Source organism: Nonomuraea maritima (assembly GCF_900100395.1).
Classification (GTDB): Bacteria; Actinomycetota; Actinomycetes; order Streptosporangiales; family Streptosporangiaceae; genus Nonomuraea; species Nonomuraea maritima.
In genome coordinates this window covers 59,780-73,443 of record NZ_FNFB01000010.1, presented here as the reverse complement: position 1 = coordinate 73,443, position 13,664 = coordinate 59,780, and the positions used below count along the sequence as shown (strand labels likewise).

Annotated in this window: 12 protein-coding genes and 1 pseudogene; 7 read left to right on the top strand and 6 right to left on the bottom strand. The window is 71.3% G+C overall.

The window, feature by feature from the left end; all coding sequences use genetic code 11:
- Positions 1-4: 4 nt before the first annotated feature.
- Together BLR04_RS18280 and BLR04_RS18275 are read right to left on the bottom strand one after the other, a co-directional pair.
- Positions 5-1,471 (bottom strand): long-chain-fatty-acid--CoA ligase, encoded by a 1,467-nt coding sequence (locus BLR04_RS18280; RefSeq protein WP_090766332.1) that lies wholly within the window; start codon positions 1,469-1,471, stop codon positions 5-7.
- Positions 1,458-2,822 (bottom strand): PucR family transcriptional regulator, encoded by a 1,365-nt coding sequence (locus BLR04_RS18275; RefSeq protein ID WP_090766329.1) that lies wholly within the window; start codon positions 2,820-2,822, stop codon positions 1,458-1,460. Before BLR04_RS18275 ends, BLR04_RS18280 begins: the two co-directional genes overlap by 14 nt.
- A gap of 177 nt (positions 2,823-2,999) precedes the next feature.
- Here BLR04_RS18275 and BLR04_RS18270 point away from each other — a divergent pair, with 177 nt between their 5' ends.
- Genes BLR04_RS18270 through BLR04_RS18250 form a run of 5 tightly spaced genes read left to right on the top strand, consistent with a single transcriptional unit; the run spans position 3,000 to position 7,663 of the window.
- Positions 3,000-3,758, top strand: a complete 759-nt coding sequence (locus BLR04_RS18270; protein WP_090766326.1) for an ABC transporter ATP-binding protein — start codon at positions 3,000-3,002, stop codon at positions 3,756-3,758.
- On the top strand, positions 3,755-4,471 hold the full coding sequence (locus tag BLR04_RS18265) for an ABC transporter ATP-binding protein (protein ID WP_090766323.1): 717 nt from the start codon (positions 3,755-3,757) through the stop codon (positions 4,469-4,471). The genes BLR04_RS18270 and BLR04_RS18265 overlap by 4 nt, the downstream gene beginning before the upstream one ends.
- A gap of 2 nt (positions 4,472-4,473) precedes the next feature.
- A complete protein-coding gene (locus BLR04_RS18260; RefSeq protein ID WP_090766320.1) occupies positions 4,474-5,355 on the top strand; it encodes a branched-chain amino acid ABC transporter permease in 882 nt (293 codons plus the stop codon).
- Positions 5,352-6,371: a branched-chain amino acid ABC transporter permease gene (locus tag BLR04_RS18255; protein ID WP_090766317.1), complete on the top strand. Its 1,020-nt coding sequence runs from the start codon at positions 5,352-5,354 to the stop codon at positions 6,369-6,371. The genes BLR04_RS18260 and BLR04_RS18255 overlap by 4 nt, the downstream gene beginning before the upstream one ends.
- A 5-nt stretch (positions 6,372-6,376) precedes the next feature.
- Entirely contained in the window at positions 6,377-7,663 is a 1,287-nt protein-coding gene (locus BLR04_RS18250) for an ABC transporter substrate-binding protein (protein WP_090766314.1), read from the top strand.
- A gap of 141 nt (positions 7,664-7,804) precedes the next feature.
- Here the strand turns inward: BLR04_RS18250 and BLR04_RS18245 are convergent, their stop codons facing one another.
- From BLR04_RS18245 to BLR04_RS18230, 4 genes are all read right to left on the bottom strand, one after another.
- A complete protein-coding gene (locus tag BLR04_RS18245; RefSeq protein WP_090766311.1) occupies positions 7,805-8,764 on the bottom strand; it encodes an NAD-dependent epimerase/dehydratase family protein in 960 nt (319 codons plus the stop codon).
- A gap of 77 nt (positions 8,765-8,841) precedes the next feature.
- Positions 8,842-9,156, bottom strand: a complete 315-nt coding sequence (locus BLR04_RS18240; protein WP_090766308.1) for a hypothetical protein — start codon at positions 9,154-9,156, stop codon at positions 8,842-8,844.
- Positions 9,153-9,374 (bottom strand): hypothetical protein, encoded by a 222-nt coding sequence (locus tag BLR04_RS18235; protein ID WP_090766305.1) that lies wholly within the window; start codon positions 9,372-9,374, stop codon positions 9,153-9,155. Before BLR04_RS18235 ends, BLR04_RS18240 begins: the two co-directional genes overlap by 4 nt.
- 456 nt (positions 9,375-9,830) lie before the next feature.
- Positions 9,831-11,345, bottom strand: a complete 1,515-nt coding sequence (locus BLR04_RS18230; protein WP_245740320.1) for an FAD-dependent monooxygenase — start codon at positions 11,343-11,345, stop codon at positions 9,831-9,833.
- 127 nt (positions 11,346-11,472) lie between these two features.
- On the opposite strand from BLR04_RS18230, the gene BLR04_RS18225 reads away from it, so the two are divergent.
- Positions 11,473-12,666 carry a cytochrome P450 gene (locus BLR04_RS18225; protein WP_090766302.1) on the top strand — a complete coding sequence of 398 codons (1,194 nt, stop codon included), beginning with the start codon at positions 11,473-11,475 and terminating at the stop codon, positions 12,664-12,666.
- Between the two features lie 165 nt (positions 12,667-12,831).
- Positions 12,832-13,664: pseudogene (locus BLR04_RS40710) on the top strand (hypothetical protein); the annotation flags it as partial.

Genomic DNA, 13,664 nt, shown 5'->3' with positions numbered 1-13,664 from the left:
CCGTCTAGCGGGTGAGGGCCCGTTTGAGGATCTTGCCGGTGGGGCTCATCGGGAGCTCCTCCACGAACGACACCCGCCGCGGGTACTTGTACGCCGCCACCCGCTCGCGGACGAAGTCGCGCAGCTCGTCGCCGCTCACCGGCGTCCGCACCGCCACCACCGCCGCGATCTCCTCGCCCAGCTCCGCGTGCGGCACGCCGATGACGGCCGCCTGCCGCACCGCCGGATGCTCGTACAGGACCTCCTCGACCTCGCGCGGGTAGACCGTGTAGCCGCCGCGGATGATCACGTCGCGGCGGCGGTCGACCAGGAAGAAGTAGCCGTCCTCGTCGACCCGGCCGAGGTCGCCGGTGTGGAACCAGCCGTCGCGGACGGCCTCGGCGGTGGCCGCGGGGTCGTTCCAGTAGCCCTTCATGACGTTGGGGCCGCGGACCACGATCTCGCCGATCTCGCCGGTGGGCGTCTCGCGGCCGTCCTCGTCGACGACCTTCATCTCGACGTCCCTGATGGGCCAGCCGATCGAGCCGGGCCTGCGGTGGTGGCCCCCGCGGTTGGTTGCGCTCACAGGGGAGGTCTCGCTGAGCCCGTACCCCTCGATGATCGAGCAGCCGAACCGGTCCTCGTACGCGCGCAGCACGTCGAGCGGCAGCGCCGCCCCGCCCGAGGCGCAGACCCGCAGCATCGACATGTCGGAGGCGCCCGGATGGTCGAGCAGCGCGATGAACATGGTCGGCACGCCCTGGAAGACCGTCACCCCGTCGCGCCGGATGACCTCCAGCGCCCGGCCCGGCTCGAAGCGCCGCAGCAGCGTCAGCCGCGCGCCCGCGTGCACGGTCGCGTTGAGCGAGCAGGTCTGCCCGAACGTGTGGTAGAGCGGCAGCGCCCCGAGCACCACGTCGTCGACGCCCAGCGCGTGCATGCGCGCCACGGTCGAGGCGTTGCCGCCGAGGTTGGCGTGGGTCAGCTCGATGCCCTTCGGCCGGCCGGTCGTGCCGGAGGTGTAGTGGATGACCGCGGTGTCGCCGGGCTCCATGGACACGACCTCCCGCTCGGCCGGCACGCCGCGCAGCAGCCGCCGGAACTCCTCCGGCACCACGAAGAAGCAGTCGGTCCTCGTGCCCGCCGAGCCCGCCTCGGCCGTCTCGGCGCACGCGTGCCAGGCGATCAGCAGCCGCGCCCCGCAGTCGCCGAGGTACGCGGCGATCTCGCGGCGTTTCAGCAGCGGATCGAGCGGCACCACCACGGCCCCGATGCGCAGCACCCCGTAGTAGACGACGCCGAACTCGGGCACGTTCGGCAACATGATCGCGACCCGGTCGCCCGCCCCGATCCCGCGGCAGCGCAGCAGCCCCGCGACGCGGGCGCTCAGCTCCTCCAGCGTCCCGTAGGTGAGCTCCGCCGCGTCAAGCGTGAGAACCGCCCTGCCGCCGAGCCGTTCGGCAGCCCCCTGAAGCCGGTCAGCGAGGTTCATGGCATGACCGTACGTCCGCTCTCCCACGCCCCTCATTGGTCGCGGTGGCCAGTCTTTCCCGGCCGGTATTGGTGGGGAGCGAGTCCTGCAGCGCGATCGCGACGAGCAGCTCGACGAGATCGTTGATCGAGCGCAGGCTCCGCCCGGTGCGTTCCTGGATCCGGCGCAGGCGGTACTGCGCGGTGTTGGGATGGATCTGCAGCTGCTCGGCCGCCGCCCGCAGGTTGAGGTCGGCGGCGGCGAACGCCCTGATCGTGGCCGTCAGCACGCCGCCGCGCGCGCGGTCCTCGGCCAGCAGCGCCGTGATGCGCGGGTCGACCAGGTGGCGGGCGGTGTCGTCGGCCTTCATCGCCAGGTACTGGAACGGCGTGATCCGCGGCAGCGCCGCCACCCCGCCCTCCTCGGGCACGAAGTCGAGCACGGCCCGCGCCTCCTGGTAGGCCTGCGGGATCTGCGCCGCGCCGAACGACACCGTGCTGATGCCCATGGCCAGCCGGATGCCCTCGGTCGCCAGGCTCTCCAGCACCCCCTGCAGCCGGTCGCACAGCTCCTCCGCCCCCGCGCCGGGGCCGAGCACGGGGATGGCGATGATCTCCGACTGGCGCACGACCGACAGGGTGCGGGTGCCGTTCCCGCCGGTCCGCGCGATGGCGGCGCAGGCCGCGTGCCGGGCGTCAGCGCCGCGGTCGGGTCCTGTCGTCACCTCGCTGGACGGCCCCGCGAGCACCGCGGTCACCACCAGCAGCGGCGTGCGCCCGTCGGGGGCCAGGCCGTGCGCCTGCGCCGCGGCCAGCTCCCGGCCCCGGGTCGGCGCGGCCCCGGCCAGCAGTGTCTCCAGCAGGTCGCGGCTCTCGCGGACGGCCTCGGCGGCCGCGTACTGCTGGAACTCCATGTACGCGTTGGCGGCGTGCGTGCTGGCGAAGTCGCAGTAGCGCATCAGCGGCGTCGCGAGGGCGAGCGCCGCCTCCCGGCCGGCGTACGTGTGCCCGGCCCGTTCGACCACCGCCTCCCAGAACACCTGCTGCCCGACCCGGAAGGCGTTGATGTAGTCGGCCAGCGCCACCCCGGCCCTGGCCCGGCGCATGGCGGCCCGCCGGGTGAACGAGATGTCCTCGAACGTCACCGTACGGTCCTCCAGCAGCACGCCGAGCTTGGACCGGTAGTGCCGGACCACCTGGTCGCGCACGTCGGAGTGGAAGGCCGGGCCCTGCGCGTCGTAGGCGGGGATCTCCTCGCGCATGGTCGCGACCGCGGTGTCGGCCAGGTTCGGCAGGTCGTCGAGCAGTTCGGAGAGAATGCGGGTGCGTGCCGCGCGTACGGCGGTTTCCACGGTGCGTGAACCGGTGGACATGCCGGGATGATCCATGCCCGTTGCCGGGCGGTCAACGGGTCGTAACCGGTCCGAGACACACGCTGTGCTCAGAGGACAACTCGCCTGAAACATCTTGGGTGACCGTGCCCAATGCGGCGCCTGACCGGCCGCTCCTACGCTGAGCGCAATTCAGAACATTGTTCTCCAGGAGGCCGGATGCTGGAGGTGCATGATCTTACCGTCCGCTTCGGCGGCATCACCGCGCTGGACGGCGTCAGCTTCGAGGTGGCACGCGGCGAGATGGTGGGGCTCATCGGGCCGAACGGCGCCGGCAAGACCACCCTGTTCAACTGCCTGACCAGGCGCTACGACGCCGACTCAGGGACGGTCACCTACGAGGGCAAGGACCTGACCACCCTCGCCCCGCACGCCATCGCCGGTCTCGGCATCGCGCGGACGTTCCAGAACCTCGGCCTGTTCCCCCACCTGTCCGTGCGCGACAACGTGCTCGTCGGCGCGCATCACCGGGGCCGCGCCGGCTTCCTGTCCGCCGGGCTGCGGCTGCCCGCGGTGTCGCGCGAGGAGCGCGCGCTGCGTGCCGACGCCGACGCCGTGCTCGAACGGCTGAGCCTGACGGCGGTGGCCGACCATCCCGCGACCGGGCTGCCGTTCGGCACGCTCAAGCGCGTCGAGCTGGCCCGCGCGCTCATGGGCCGCCCCCGGCTGCTGCTCCTCGACGAGCCGGTGAACGGACTCAACGCGGCCGAGGTCGAGGAGTTCGCCGGCACGCTCGGCGCCATCCGCACCGAGTACGACCTGACGGTGGTCGTGGTGGAGCACCACATGGGGTTCGTCATGGGGATCTGCGAGCGGATCGTCTGCCTGGACTTCGGCCGCAAGATCGCCGAAGGTCCGCCCGCCGAGGTGCAGCGCGACCCCGCCGTCATCGAGGCCTACCTGGGGACGGCGGCATGAGCGAGCTCGTGGTGGACGACCTCGTCGCCGGCTACGGCGACGCCCGCGTGCTGCACGGTGTGCGCTTCACCGTCAAGCAGGGCGAGGTGTGCGCGATCCTCGGCCCGAACGGCGCCGGCAAGACGACGCTCCTGCGCGCCCTGTCCGGCATGGTCAGGACGCGCGGCACCGTCACGCTCGGCGGTACCGAGCTGTCCGGGCGCTCGCCCGACACCATCGCCCGGCTCGGCGTCGCCCACGTCCCCGAGGGGCGCGGCACGTTCATGCCGCTCACCGTCGAGGACAACCTGCGGCTCGGCGCGTTCGTCCGGCGCGGACGGGCCGAGGTGGACTCCGACCTCGACCGCATCTACACGTACTTCCCGGTACTGAAGACCCGGCTCAAGCAGGCGGCCGGCAGCCTCAGCGGCGGCGAGCAGCAGATGCTGGCCATCGGCCGGGCCCTCATGCTGCGGCCCCGGCTGCTGCTGCTCGACGAGCCGTCGCTCGGCCTGGCCCCGCTGGTCACCCGGGAGCTGTTCCGCATCGTCCAGGCCATCAACGCAGAGGAGCAGACCACCGTGGTCGTCGTCGAGCAGAACGCCCATCTCGCTCTCGGCATCGCCCAGCAGGCGCACGTCCTGGAGACCGGGCGGATCGTCCTGTCGGGGACGGCCGAGGAGATCAGGGCCGACGAGCAGGTCGCGCAGTCCTACCTCGGGTACCGGGTGTAGCGATGGCCGGATTCCTGCAGCAGGTCGTCCAGGGGCTCGGCGCGGGCGCGATCTACGCCAGCCTCGCGCTGGCCCTGGTGCTGATCTACCAGTTCACCGGGATCGTGAACTTCGCCCAGGGCGAGCTGGCCATGTTCTCCACGTACGTCGCCTGGCAGTGCATGGCCGCCGGGCTGCCGTTCTGGGTGGCGCTGCCGCTCACGCTGGTCGTGTCGTTCGCGGGCGGCATGCTCATCGAACGGGTGATCATCCGGCCGGTCGAGGGCGCGCCCGAGCTGACCATCGTGATCGTCACCGTCGGCCTGTTCATCTTCGTCAACGCCGCCGCCGGGTGGATCTGGACGTTCCTCATCAAGGACTTCCCCAACCCGTTCCCCGGAGGCGCGCTGGAGCTCGGCGGGGTCAGCCTCAGCTTCTCCACGCTCGGCGTCCTCGGTGTCGTGGCGCTCGTCATGGGACTGCTCTACCTGCTCTTCCAGCACACCAAGATCGGGCTCGGCATGCGGGCCGTGGCGGCCAACCCGGCCTCGGCGCGGCTGGTCGGCATCCGCGTCGGCTGGACGCTCGCGCTCGGCTGGGGGCTCGCCGCCACCGTCGGCGCCGTCTCGGGCGTGCTCGTCGCGCCGCTGCTGTTCCTCGAGCCCAACATGATGGCCGGCGTCCTCATCTACGCGTTCGCCGCCGCCACGCTCGGCGGGTTCGACAGCCCGCTCGGGGCGGTCGTCGGCGGCCTCGTCGTGGGCGTCGCCGAGACGCTCGCCGGCGCGTACGTCGGGTTCATCGGGTCCGACCTCAAGGTGGGGGTGCCTCTGGTGATCATCCTCGGCGTCCTGCTGCTGCGGCCGCAGGGGCTGTTCGGGCGAGCGGCGGTGGAGCGGGCATGAGCGGACCCACGAAAGTCGACGACACTACGGCCGCCCCCGCACCCGCGCGGAAGCGGCGGTCCGGGACGATCCCGGCCCGATGGCGGTGGATCGCGCTGGCGCTGCTCCTCGCCGCCGCCGTCTACGCGCCGTTCCAGCTCGTCCCCTTCCACGTCTTCCAGCTCACGATGGTGCTGGTGTACGCGGTCGCGCTGCTCGGGCTGAACCTGCTCGTCGGCCACGCCGGGCAGATCTCCCTCGGTCACGGCGCCTTCTTCGCCATCGGCGCCTACACCTCGGCTGTCCTCGTCGACCGGCTCGACGTCCCGTACCTGCTGACGCTGCCCCTCGCGGCCGCGGTGGCGTTCCTCGTCGGGTTCGGGCTCGGCGTGCCCGCGATGCGCTTGCGCGGGCTGTACCTGGCGCTGGTCACGCTGGCCATCGCGATCTTCCTGGTGCCGCTGCTCAAGCGGTTCGAGGAGCTCACCGGTGGCTCCATGGGGCTCACGCTGCCCAAGCCGGTGCCGCCCGCCTGGAGCGGCCTGGCCGAGGACCAGTGGCTGTACTTCCTCGCCCTCGGCGTCGCCGTGCTCGCGTTCCTCGTAGCCGCCAGCTTGCTGCGCTCGCGCGTGGGACGGGCGCTGCACGCCGTCCGGGACAACGAGATCGCCGCCGAGGTCATGGGTGTGCGGCTGTCGTCCTACAAGACGCTGGCGTTCGCCTGGAGCGCGATGTTCGCCGGGGTCGCCGGTTGTGTCTACACGTGGGTGATCGGGTTCGTCTCGCCGGACTCGTTCACGGTGAACCTGTCGATCACCCTGCTCGCCGGCCTGGTCGTCGGCGGGCTCGGCTCGCTGTCGGGGCCGGTCCTCGGGGGCCTGTTCGTGATGTTCGTGCCCAGCATCTCGCAGGACATCAACGACGCCGCGCCCGGCGTCATCTTCGGCCTGCTGATCATCCTGGTGATGTACGTGGCCCCGCAGGGGCTGGCCGGGCTGGCCGGGCGTCTGATCAAGAAGATTCCCCGGAAGGAGTAAGAGGGATGCGAGTATCTGCGATCGGCTGCACGGCGCTGCTCCTGCTTGCCGTCGCCGCCTGCGGCGGGAGGGACACCGGAGAGGCCGCGGGTGGCGGTACCGGTGGCGGCACGGCGGCGTCCGGCCAGTGCGCGGGGCAGCAGACGACCGGGATCACCGACACCAGCATCAAGCTGGGCGGCATCTACCCGCTGTCGGGCCCCGCCTCCGCGTACGGAGACATCCCGAAGGGGATCAAGGCGTACTTCGACTACGTCAACGCCGAGCAGAACGGCATCGGCGGGCGCAAGGTCGAGTTCGTCGTGCGCGACGACGGCTACCAGCCGCCGAAGGCCGTCGAGGAGGCCAGGCGACTGGTCGAGCAGGAGGAGGTGTTCGCCCTGTTCCAGACGCTCGGCACGCCGTCCACCACCGCCGTCTGGGACTACACCAACCAGCGCAAGGTGCCGCAGATCTTCGTCGCCACCGGCGCCTCCCAGTGGGGCACCGACACCAGCCACCCGTGGACCATCGGCTGGCAGCCCAACTACGTCTCCGAGTCCCGCGTCTACGCCCAGTACCTGAAGAAGGAGAAGCCCGACGCCAAGGTCGCCGTCCTCTACCAGAACGACGACTTCGGCAAGGACCTGCTCAACGGGTTCAAGCGGGCCACCGATGGCTCGCAGGTGCAGGTCGTCGCCGAGCAGAGCTACGAGGTGTCCGACCCGAGCGTCGACCCGCAGATGCGCAACCTCGCCGAGTCGAAGGCGGACGTCTTCCTCAACGTGACCACGCCGAAGTTCGGCTCGCAGGCGCTCGCCGCCGACGCCAAGAACACCAGCTGGAACCCGCTGCACATCGTCAACAACGTCGCCGCCTCCGTCACCGTCCTGCAGCCGGTCGGGTTCGAGAACGTCCAGGGTGTCGTGTCCTCGACGTACTACAAGGACCCGAACGACCCCATCTGGGCGGACGACGCCGAGATGAAGCTCTACAGGCAGAAGATGGAGCAGTACGCGCCGGGCGCCGACCCGAACGTCCCGTACCACGCCTTCGGGTGGGCGGTGGCGAGCAGCTTCCACAAGGCGATGGACGCGGCCGCGTGCCCGACCCGCGAGGGGCTGCGCGACTCGGTGCGCAACCTGCAGAACGTCCAGGTGGACATGCTGCTGCCCGGCGTCACGATGCAGACCGGCCAGGACGACGGGTTCCCGATCGAGTCGATGCAGCTCATGCAGTTCAAGGGCGAGCGCTGGGAGCTGTTCGGCGACGTCATCGACACCCGCAAGGAATTCGGCCCCCTCACCAACTAACGGCACCCTCCCCACCCAGCTCTGCCCTCTGAAAGGGACGGGCGCGTTCACCGACGGCCGTGATCGCGCCCGCTCAGGGAAGCAAAGCCGGACGCGATCACCGACGGACGGTGATCGTGCCCGGCTTTCGCGCCGGCTCGTTCAGCGGCTGACGGTGATGGTGCCCGCGCTCACCAGTGCCTCGACCGCCTCGTGGATCGCCTCCAGCGCGGTGTACCGGGGCCGGTGCCCGAGCAGCCGCTCCGCCTTGTCCATGCTGCAGTGCGGGCTGTGGGCGATGTGGTCGTAGGTGATCTTCGCGTCCTGCTCGGACACCGTGCCCTGCCACTGCTCCCAGGGCAGGAACGTCAGCCTGGCGTCCCTGCCGAACCACCCCGCCGCCGCCTCGGCGTACCCGCGCAGCGTCAGGGCGGTGGTGGCGACGGAGTGGAAGCTCTCACCGAGCGCGGCCGAGCGGCTCGCCATGGCGTCCATGAACAGCCGCGCCACGTCGTCCGCGTGCACGTGCTGGACGGTCTCCATGCCGAGGTTCGGCAGCGCCAGCTCCTCGCCGTCGGCCAGCGCCTGGTAGACGGCGGGGTTGACGTTGCCGGCCGGGTTGACCGGCACCCAGCCGGGCCCGGTGATGTGCCCCGGGTGGATGATCGTGACCGGGAAGCCGTCGCGGTGGGCGCGGTCGAGCAGGTACGCCTCGATCGCGGCCTTCTGGATGCCGTACTCGCCGAAGGGACGCTTCTGGGCGTCCTCCGGGGTGGGGACCTGCGCACTGGGGCCGTGCGTCCAGATCGTGCCGCAGTGCAGGAAGTGCCGGACCCGTCCGGCGAGCGCGTCGGCGAGCGCGCGGGCGCTCGCCTCCGTGAAGCAGATGAGGTCGATGACGACGTCGCCCTCCAGCTCGGCGATCCGCCGTCCGAACGTCCCGTCGGCCTCCTCGGCGTCGCGGTCGGCCGTGACCGTCGTGACGTGCCGCCAGGCGCCGTGCGGACTGTACGGCTCCCGCTTGCCCCGGCTCACGTTGACGACCTCGTGCCCCGCCTCGACCAGCCGAGGAACAAGGTACGTACCGATGTGCCCGCTACCGCCAATCACCACAACACGCATGCGGCCACCCTAAACCTCCCCCCGAACCCTCGCCCACATCGACCACCCGGTCCGGTACTGGCCTGCCGGCGCCGAGGTCAGAGATCTTCGGCGAGGCGGCGGTAGGCGCGTACGGCTTCGAGTTCTCTGGGGGAGAGGCTGCCGTGGTGGTCGAGGAACCAGTCGCGGATCAGGCGTTGCGGTTGCGTCGTGTTGACGTAGCGGCGGGCGCCGTCGACGGTGATGGGCACGGTGAGGGTGTCGCCGTCGGAGGCGGACAGGACGGACAGGCCGGTGACGAACCGGCGGCGGGAGTCGACCACGCCGGGCGCCGAGATGACGAGCATCAGGCGTTCCCGGTCGATGCCCTTGGGGGAGTAGAGGTAGACGCCGCCGGTCCGGAGCTGGATCACGCCGCGTCCCGCCCGTCGGCGGCGGCTTCCTGCTCGTCGGCGAGCGCCTCGGCGAGGGCTTCCTCGGAGCTCTGCTCGGCAGGCGCGCCGGTCACCAGCGCGTAGTAGATGACCGCCTTCTCCACCCAGGCGCTCCGGCTCAGCCCGGCCTTCTCAGAACAGGCGTCGATCAGATCCTGGGCCGTGCCGCTGAGGCTGTACGACGGATTTCTCGGCATGACTTTCATGCTAGCTGGTGTAGCACAAGCCGTCCCTTTACGTGTCGTACTTTCTGTCGTACATGCAAGCGGTGTAACGACCTTCCCCCTCGGGTGAACGTTCCTTCACCCGCCACTGGAGGACCCGTTACCGAGAGTGCCGGTCCGATGACAATGAGCGCCATGCGAACTCCCTATCACGACGACATCGTCCGGCTGCTGGCCGAGCATCCGCGGCTGGTGGTCGAGATCCTGCGTGACGGCTTGGGAACGGAGCTGCCCGACGGGCCGGTGACCCGGCTGGAGGACCTGGGCATCCGTGTCCCCGACGACGTCGAGGCGGTCCTGGTCCTCGTCATCGGACCGCCGGAGAAACCCGGTCGAGGGCTGGATCGCCCGCGCCGCGACGGCCGAGACCGTCCAGGACGTGTTCGTGGAAGAGCGACCAGCGTGAGCCGCGCTGGTCGCTCGGGGCGGTCAGTGGGCCAGGGCCAGGTGGAGGGGGTCGGCGGGGAAGGGGGCACGGGCGGCCACGTGTTGGTCGGGGCGGACCAGGGTCAGGGGGTGGTCGGGAAGGTGGGCCACCCGCAGGGGGACGCCCAGCGCGCGGGCCTCGGCCTGTACGGCCACGGCCTCCGGCAGGGTTGAGTCGCCTACCAGGGTGAAGGCCGGGCCGAGGCGGTCGTAGAGGGAGTCTCCCGGGGCCAGCCAGCGGTGGGACAGGCGCTCGCCGGCGTCAGGGGCGACGACGGAGGAGCCCGCGTACGTGTAGCCGAGCACCAGGTCGAGGCTGTGGAACTCGCTGTCCTTCGTGCGCAGCACGGCCTCCGCCACGGCCGGCCGCACCCGCTCGAACTCGGCCGCGTCGCCCATCAGCGCCGGGTCGGCCAGCTCGGGGGCGAGGGTGGCCATGTTCCTGGCGGCGGCCTCGATGGTGTCGGCCGCGATCGGACGGCGTTCGGTCTCGTACGTGGCCAGCAGCCCGGCAGGCGCCCAGCCGTTGAGCACGGCGGCCAGTTTCCAGCCGATGTTCACCGCGTCACCGACGCCGGTGTTGAACCCGTGGCCGCCGTAGGGCGGGTTCTGGTGGGCCGCGTCACCGGCGAGGAACACCCGCTCGCTCGCGTACCGGTCGGCCAGCTGCATCCGAGCGGTCCACGGGTCGGTGGCGAGGATCTCCACCTCGACGTCGTCGCCGGCCAGGTTGCGCACCAGGCGTACGGGGTCGGCGTCCTCGGCCCGGACGCCCTGGGCGATGCACCACCACGTGTCCTTCAGGTCGAGGCGGCCGACCAGCCCTGGCTGGGCCGGGTTGAGCACCCAGTAGTGCACCGCCGGGCCGTGCGGCATGCGCTCGGCCAGCCCGGGGGCGCGGAAGACGATGTTGAAGTTGGGACGTTCGTCCTGGCGGCCCTCGTAGCGGGAGCCGATGGCGGCCCGGGTCACGCTGCGCGGGCCGTCGCAGCCGACGACGTACCGGGCGCGGATCTCGCGTTCCTCTCCGCCGCCCTCGGGGGTGACGCGCACGGTCACGCCGTCGGCGTCCTCGCTGAGCCCCGTCACCCGCCACCCGGTGAGCAGCGCGTCGCCGACGGCCTCGCGCAGCACCTCCTCCACCAGCGGCTGCGGCGCCTGCTGGCCGGGCTCGGCCGCCAAATCGGAGCCGGCCAGGTCGAGGCCGAAGCAGGCGTCGATGCGGGCCACCTCGCGACCGAGCAGGCTCGTGACGAACAGCGCCTCCTGCGACCACGACACCGGGAGCGGCGCGCGCTCGCGTAACGTCTCCGCGAGCCCCCACCTGCGCAGCAGTTCCATCGAACGCGCCGAGGTCGTCTTCGCCCGCGGACGCAGCCACGACACCGACGCGCGCGGCTCGACCACCAGGCACTCCACGCCGTGGTGGCGCAGCTCCACGGCGGTCGCCAGACCGACGGGCCCGCCACCGGCGATCAACACGGGAACGGCGTCGGGAATGGGGGTTACCAGTTTCATGGTGGCTAATGATGGCAGCCGTGATCGCGAGCCGGAATGCCGGAAAAGCGAGCATCGCGAAGTGCTAGTGGATCTTCGCCGGGATCAGTAGCGTTCTCCGAAAAACCCCCGGGATCCAGGTGATTGCATGAGCGAGACCACGATGCCGCTGCACATGCGGAGGGCGGAGTTCGATCCCGCGCCGGAGTTGGCGGCGGCGCGCGACGAGGAACGGGTCAAGCGGATCAAGACGACCTTCGGCGACGACGCCTGGCTGGTGACGCGGCACGCCGACATCCGCCAGGTCCTCGGCGACCACGAACGCTTCAGGGTCAATCCGCAGGGCGTCGCGCGCCTGCCCGGATCGCCCGAGATGACCGAGGAGCAGAAGGCCAAGGTGCGCGCGGGCAACCTGCTGGGCGTCGACCCGCCCGAGCACACCCGCCTGCGCCGGATGCTGACGCCCGAGTTCACCATCCGCCGCATACGCCGGCTGGAGCCGCGGATCGCGGCCATCGTCGACGAGCACCTCGACGCCATGGAGGCCGCGGGCTCGCCCGCCGACCTGGTGCCGGCGTTCGCGCTGCCGATCCCGTCGCTGGTCATCTGCGAGCTGCTCGGCGTCCCGTACGAGGACCGCGACGGGTTCCAGCAGCGTACGACCCGGATGCTGGACATGACGGTGCCCGGCGAGGAACGGCTGCGGCAGCAGTTCGAGCAGCGGATGTACATGGAGGGGCTGGTCGCGCGCATCCAGGCCGACCCGGGCGACGACCTGCTCGGGATGCTGGTCCGCGAGCACGGCGACGACCTGTCCACCGACGAGCTGGTCGGGATCGGCGGCCTGCTGCTGTTCGCCGGGCACGAGACCACCTCGAACATGCTGTCCCTCGGCACGCTCGCCCTGCTGCGCCACCCCGAGCAGCTCGACCTGCTGAGGAAGGAGCCCGAGCGCATCGACGCGACGGTGGAGGAGCTGCTGCGCTGGCTCAGCATCGTGCACAACGGCACCACCAAGGTCGCCACGGCGGAGGTCGAGATCGGCGGGCAGGTCATCCGCCCCGGCGAGCTGGTGATCTGCTCCCTGCCCGCCGCGAACCGCGACCCGGGGTTCCTCGCGGACGCCGACCGCTTCGACCTCACCAGGGGCGCGCCCGGCCACCTGGCCTTCGGCCACGGCGTCCACCACTGCATCGGCGCCCCGCTGGCCCGCATGGAGATGCGGATCGCCTTCCCGGCCCTGTTCCGGCGCTTCCCCGCCCTGCGCGCCGTCGAGGACGGCGCCGACTTCCGCTCCTTCAGCATCGTGTACGGGATGTCGAAGCTGAACGTCGCCTGGTGAACCGGGGCGCCGCCGGCCCGCCCGGCGGCGCCCCGCAGAAGTGCAAATACGACGGGCGACTACGCCTGGGCTTTACCTGTCACAATCCAGCCTTAGAGTAATCGAATCACTACTGAAAGTTACGATGACGTAAGTTCGCTCATCTATCGCTCCAGGGGGGCTGGAATGACTGACGAGACCCGAGCCGACATCGCAGACGCCGCGCTCGGCGGTGAGTCCGCGCTGCTCAACGCCCAGGACGACTTCGTGGCCGCGGCCGTCGACATGGCGGTCGAGACCGAGCAGCTCGACCTCCCGCCGGCCCGAGGGGGCGCCGAGGCCAGGCGCGAGGGTGAGCGGCGGATCGCCGGGCTCCCCGAGGAGGAGCGGATCCGCATCCAGCGGCTGCAGCAGGAGCTGCGCATGATGGGCGCCGAGGTGTGGCCGGTCTCCCGCTGGTGGGGCTACGAGATCCACCTCAACGAGTCGGCCGCGCTGCTGTCGGCCGAGATCCCGCAGCTGGTCGGTGAGATGGCGGGCGTCGTGCTGGGCGCGGGGGTGGCTCCCGCGGTCGAGCGCCGCGTCCGCGACAGGGCCGAGTGGATCGCCTCCGTCGCCCGTCCGTACGGCGTCAAGCTGGTCTCCCCCTGGACCGCTCCCGGCATGCTCGTCCCCGCCCGTCAGGACGGCAGGACGGCGGGCGGCGCGCGGCTGTACTGGGCGGTCCACGAGCCGGAGGAGGGTTGGAGCCCCGGCCAGCGGTTCGTCGAGCACTTCAGCGTGTCGGGCCCGGCGCTCGCGGTGTGCCGCGACCGGCTCCACCTCGTCCACCGAGGCGACGACTCCACGCTGCGCTGGACGGTCTACGACGCCGAGCAGGGCTGGAGCGAGGACGAGACGTTCCCGTCGCACCTCACCGACGCCGATCCGGCGCTGGCGGCGTACGACGGGCAGCTGTTCTGCGTGCACCGGGGCGCGGGCGACGACACGTCGCTGTGGTGGACGCGCTGGGACGGCTC

What these genes read in the sequence shown, in the direction of transcription:
- BLR04_RS18280 (WP_090766332.1), bottom strand. Translation starts at nt 1,471, where the DNA reads ATGAACCTCGCTGACCGGCTTCAGGGGGCTGCCGAACGGCTCGGCGGC.
- BLR04_RS18275 (WP_090766329.1), bottom strand. Translation starts at nt 2,822, where the DNA reads ATGTCCACCGGTTCACGCACCGTGGAAACCGCCGTACGCGCGGCACGC.
- BLR04_RS18270 (WP_090766326.1), top strand. Translation starts at nt 3,000, where the DNA reads ATGCTGGAGGTGCATGATCTTACCGTCCGCTTCGGCGGCATCACCGCG.
- BLR04_RS18265 (WP_090766323.1), top strand. Translation starts at nt 3,755, where the DNA reads ATGAGCGAGCTCGTGGTGGACGACCTCGTCGCCGGCTACGGCGACGCC.
- BLR04_RS18260 (WP_090766320.1), top strand. Translation starts at nt 4,474, where the DNA reads ATGGCCGGATTCCTGCAGCAGGTCGTCCAGGGGCTCGGCGCGGGCGCG.
- BLR04_RS18255 (WP_090766317.1), top strand. Translation starts at nt 5,352, where the DNA reads ATGAGCGGACCCACGAAAGTCGACGACACTACGGCCGCCCCCGCACCC.
- BLR04_RS18250 (WP_090766314.1), top strand. Translation starts at nt 6,377, where the DNA reads ATGCGAGTATCTGCGATCGGCTGCACGGCGCTGCTCCTGCTTGCCGTC.
- BLR04_RS18245 (WP_090766311.1), bottom strand. Translation starts at nt 8,764, where the DNA reads ATGCGTGTTGTGGTGATTGGCGGTAGCGGGCACATCGGTACGTACCTT.
- BLR04_RS18235 (WP_090766305.1), bottom strand. Translation starts at nt 9,374, where the DNA reads ATGCCGAGAAATCCGTCGTACAGCCTCAGCGGCACGGCCCAGGATCTG.
- BLR04_RS18230 (WP_245740320.1), bottom strand. Translation starts at nt 11,345, where the DNA reads ATGAAACTGGTAACCCCCATTCCCGACGCCGTTCCCGTGTTGATCGCC.
- BLR04_RS18225 (WP_090766302.1), top strand. Translation starts at nt 11,473, where the DNA reads ATGAGCGAGACCACGATGCCGCTGCACATGCGGAGGGCGGAGTTCGAT.